General features: G+C 71.4%; 4 protein-coding genes. All 4 read right to left on the reverse strand.

The genetic code is table 11. From position 1 onward, the window contains the following. Positions 1 to 170: 170 nt before the first annotated feature. The 4 genes from QQK25_RS22415 to QQK25_RS22430 are packed head-to-tail and all read right to left on the reverse strand — an operon-like array spanning position 171 to position 3,610. The gene (locus tag QQK25_RS22415) at positions 171 to 683 is read right to left on the reverse strand and encodes a DUF3617 domain-containing protein (RefSeq protein ID WP_284189957.1); all 513 of its coding nucleotides are present in this window, start codon (positions 681 to 683) and stop codon (positions 171 to 173) included. After that, positions 680 to 2,332, reverse strand: coding sequence for a PqiB family protein (locus tag QQK25_RS22420; protein ID WP_284189958.1), 1,653 nt, complete (start codon positions 2,330 to 2,332; stop codon positions 680 to 682). Before QQK25_RS22420 ends, QQK25_RS22415 begins: the two co-directional genes overlap by 4 nt. Further along, positions 2,325 to 2,975: a paraquat-inducible protein A gene (locus QQK25_RS22425; RefSeq protein WP_284189959.1), complete on the reverse strand. Its 651-nt coding sequence runs from the start codon at positions 2,973 to 2,975 to the stop codon at positions 2,325 to 2,327. Before QQK25_RS22425 ends, QQK25_RS22420 begins: the two co-directional genes overlap by 8 nt. Beyond that, positions 2,972 to 3,610 carry a paraquat-inducible protein A gene (locus tag QQK25_RS22430; protein WP_284189960.1) on the reverse strand — a complete coding sequence of 213 codons (639 nt, stop codon included), beginning with the start codon at positions 3,608 to 3,610 and terminating at the stop codon, positions 2,972 to 2,974. Before QQK25_RS22430 ends, QQK25_RS22425 begins: the two co-directional genes overlap by 4 nt. Positions 3,611 to 3,846 lie beyond the last annotated feature (236 nt).

Here is a 3,846-nt window from a genome sequence, read left to right on the forward strand (position 1 = left end):
GGGCACGCCCACCGGGCCCACCACCAGGCTGGCGCCGGTGGCCGACGGCGCAGCGGTCGGGGCCGGCGGCAGGGGGCCGAGGGTGTAGTGGCGGATCGGCGGGGTGCTGCTGCAGGCGGTGAGCCCGGCGCACAGCAGGGCGACGGCGAGGAGGCGGTTCATCGTGGCGGTCATTCCTGGCGGGTGGCGGTGCCGCAGGCGGCGATCCAGCGGGCGTCGGTGTCCATCTGGATGTCGCCCTGGGCCGAGTGCATGTTGACGCGGGTGCTCATGCGCTCGGGGCCGTCGAGGGTGGTTTCGAAGTCGGCGCTGCCCTTGGGCTGGCTGCAGTTGAGCCGGCCGCGCACCTGGTTGCCGCTTTTGGTGATGCTGGCGAGGGTGCAGTTGCCGTCGCTGCGGCCGGCGTAGACGCTGTCCTGGCGGGCCTGTTCGGGCGTGATGCAGCTGCGCACCGCGCCGTCGCTGCCCAGCTGCACGCCCTGGGCGGCGAGCTGCTGGCGGAGCTGGCGCTGCACCTCGGGCGGCAGGTTGGCGAGCTGCTGGCGGAGCTTGTCGGACAGATCCGGCGCGCCGCCGAGGCTGACCCGCGTGGAGCGGAATTCCCACAGGCCTGGGCGGATGTCCGCGGCCTGGGCGCTGCCGGCGGCGGCAAGCAGGAGCAGGGCAAGGCGAAGGCGGGTCATGGTTTTTCCTCGGGTTTGCCGCGCAGCAGGGCTTCGGGGTGGCGGTCCAGGGTGTCGGCCAGGTGGCGCAGGGCCTGGGCGGCGCGGGAGAGTTCCTGCAGGCTGGCGCGCATGTCCTGCTGCAGCGGGGCGTCGGTGGCCAGCAGCTTGCGGGCGTCGGCGATGGCGGCGCGGGTCTCGGTGATCGCGCTGCGGGCTTCGACGACGGTCTCGCGCACGTCGCCGCTGGTCAGCCCGTCGAGGCGCTTGACCAGCCGCTCGGCCTCGTCGATGGTGCGGCCGAGGCCGGCGATGGCCTTGCTGGTGTCGCGGCCGATCGTGTCGAGGGGTAGCTTGTCGATCCGCGCGACGATGCGCAGCAGGGTGGTCTGGAGCTCGTCGAGGCTGCCGCGCTGGGTGGGGATCAGGGGCGGGTTGCGGCTCCAGTCCACCTTGACCGGCTGCGCCGCGGGGAAGAAATCCAGCGCCACGTAAAGCTGCCCGGTGACCAGGTTGCCGCTGCGCAGCTGGCCGCGCAGGCCCTTGACAACGAGCTGGTCGACGAAGGCGCGGAAATCCTTGTCCTGGTAATCCTTGCCGAAGAAGGTGACCTTGCCGTCCCTGTTGCGGGCGCGCATGCGGCCGGGGTAGATCTTCACATCCACCAGCAGGCCCAGATCGGCGGTGCGGGGGTGGAAGTCGGGGTTGATGGCAGTGACCTCGCCCACCTGGATGCCGCGGAAATCCACCGGCGCGCCCACCGACAGGCCGCGCACGGATTCGTCGAAGCGCAGGGTGTAGTTGAGCACCACGCTGTTGGCCTGCTTGAGGGCCTCGGCGCGGCTGGCGAAAAGGGTGAAGGCGTGGTTGGCGGGGGCGGGCTCGGCGCTGCCGTCTTCCGGGGTCTGGAAGGCCACGCCGCCGGCCAGGATGGCGCCCATGGATTCGGTGTTCACCTGCACACCGTCGGCGCCGATCTTCACGTCCACCCCGCCGGCGTTCCAGAAGCGGCTGTTGGTGGTCACGAAGCGGTCGTAGGGGGCCTTGATGAAGATCTGCACGTCGAGCCGCTTGCCGCTTTCGTCGAGCTTGAAGCCGGTGACCTGGCCGGCCTCGATGCGCCGGAAGTAGATCGGCGTGCCGGCGCTGAGGGAGCCGAGGGTTTCGGCCTGCAGCACGAAAGATTTGCCGGGCACGTCGAAATTGACCGCCGGCGGGGTGTCGAGGCCCTTGAAGTGGCGCCGGTCTTCGGTGGATTTGCCCACGTCGAGGCCCACGTAGGCGCCCGACAGCAGGGTGCCGAGGCCCGACACCGAGCTGCCCGACACCTGGGCGCTGACCACCCAGAAGCGGGTGTCGTCCACCAGCAGGCGGGCGGCCTCGCGGGCCAGGCGGGCGGTGGCGACCACGCCGGCGCCGTCTTCGGCGAGGGCCACCCCGGTGATCTGGCCCACATCCACGTCCTTGTACTTGATGCGCGTCTTGCCCGGCTCGAGGCCGGCGCCGGTCTTGAAGGTGATGGTGATCAGCGGGCCCTGTTCGTAGTAGCTGCGGGCGGCCAGGAACAGGCCGATCAACAGCGCCACCAGCGGGATGATCCACACCAGCGGGATGCGGAAGCGGCGCGGCGTGTCGACGGTGGCCTGGGGGAGCGCGGCGGGATCAGTCATGGCGGTGGTCGTCGGAAGGGGCGGGCCCGGCGATCGGGTCCCAGATCAGGCGGGGGTCGAAGCTCATCGCGGCGAACATGGTCAGCACCACCACCGCACCGAAGGCGACGGCGGCCGGGCCGGCCTGGATGGTGGCGAGCCCCTGGAACTGCACCAGGGCGACGAGCAGGGTGATGACGTAGATGTCCAGCATCGACCAGCGGCCGACGAACTCGACCATCCGGTACAGCCGGGTGCGCTGGATCAGGCGCAGGCGCGAGCGGCGCTGGGCGCTGGCGGCGAGATAGATGAGGGCGATGATCTTGAGCAGCGGCACCATCACGCTGGCGAAGAACACCACCGCCGCCAGCGGCCACGAGCCGGACTGCCACAGAAAGATCACCCCGCTCATGATCGTGTCTTCCTGGCTACCGAGGAGCGAGGCGGTGGTCATCATCGGCAGCAGGTTGGCCGGCACGTAGAGGATCGCCGCGGCGAGGGTGAGCGCCCAGGTGGTGGCGAGGCTGGCGGGCTTGCGCATGTGCAGCGGCGCCCGGCAGCGCGGACAGCGTACCAGCCCGTGGCCGGCGCCGGCGCGGGACAGCTGGCCGCACACGTGGCAGTTGAGGAGGCCGGCCTCGCGGGCGGTGAGGGGGCGCGTCACCGGGCGGGCTCCGCCACCGGCGTCTGCCACACCAGGCGCGTATCGAAGGCCCGGGCGGCGAAGGTGAGGACGACGATCAACGCCGCCATCGCCCAGAAGGCGGTGCCGAGGATCACCGTGGCCAGGTGCGACAGCTTGACCAGCGACACCAGCATGCCGAGCAGGAAGACTTCGACCATTCCCCACGGCCTGACCGAGCGCACCAGCCGAAAGAACGGCGCCAGCCGCGGCGACACCCGCCCGAGGCGCAGGGGCACCAGCACGATCAGGATCATCGCCAGTTCGAGGAGCGGAAACAGCAGCGTGGTGACGCCCACCAGCGCCGCCACCGGCGCCATGCCGCCCTGCCACAGGACGTGCAGCGCGCCGGCGAGGGTGACTTGCACCTGGCGGCCCTGCATCTCGAGGCCCACCAGCGGGTAGATGTTGGCGAGGACGTAGAGCACCGCGGCGGTGCAGGTCAGGGCCAGGGTGCGGTCGAGGCTGTCCGGCGGATTGCGCGCCAGAAAGGCCCCACAGCGGGCGCAGCGGGCCGTCTCGCCGGGGGCGAGGGCAGGCTCGGTCTGCAGCAGATCGCATTCGTGGCAGGCGATCAGCGTGGCCGGGAGCGACAGGTGAGCGTCGGGCGCAGGCATGGCGGGGCGGGGCCGGACAAAATGACGGCCAATTGTGCGGTGCGCCAACCTGCCGCGCAAGAGCCCGGCCGAAAAACGAAAAGGGCCGGCGTGGCCGACCCTGACGCCGCAACCGGGGCGCTGCCCCGGACTGCCGGCTAGTTGCGGGATTCGTTCGCCGGGCCGCTGAGGGGCGGGCCGGTCAGGCTGGGGCCCGGCGGCAGGCCGGAGGCGTCGGACGGCGCCGGCACCCGCTC

This window comes from Zoogloea oryzae, assembly GCF_030161255.1.
Classification (GTDB): domain Bacteria; phylum Pseudomonadota; class Gammaproteobacteria; order Burkholderiales; family Rhodocyclaceae; genus Zoogloea; species Zoogloea oryzae.

Bases quoted from the DNA above. Each gene is read 5' to 3' on its own strand.
- QQK25_RS22415 (WP_284189957.1), bottom strand. From the start codon at position 683: ATGACCCGCCTTCGCCTTGCCCTGCTCCTGCTTGCCGCCGCCGGCAGC.
- QQK25_RS22420 (WP_284189958.1), bottom strand. From the start codon at position 2,332: ATGACTGATCCCGCCGCGCTCCCCCAGGCCACCGTCGACACGCCGCGC.
- QQK25_RS22430 (WP_284189960.1), bottom strand. From the start codon at position 3,610: ATGCCTGCGCCCGACGCTCACCTGTCGCTCCCGGCCACGCTGATCGCC.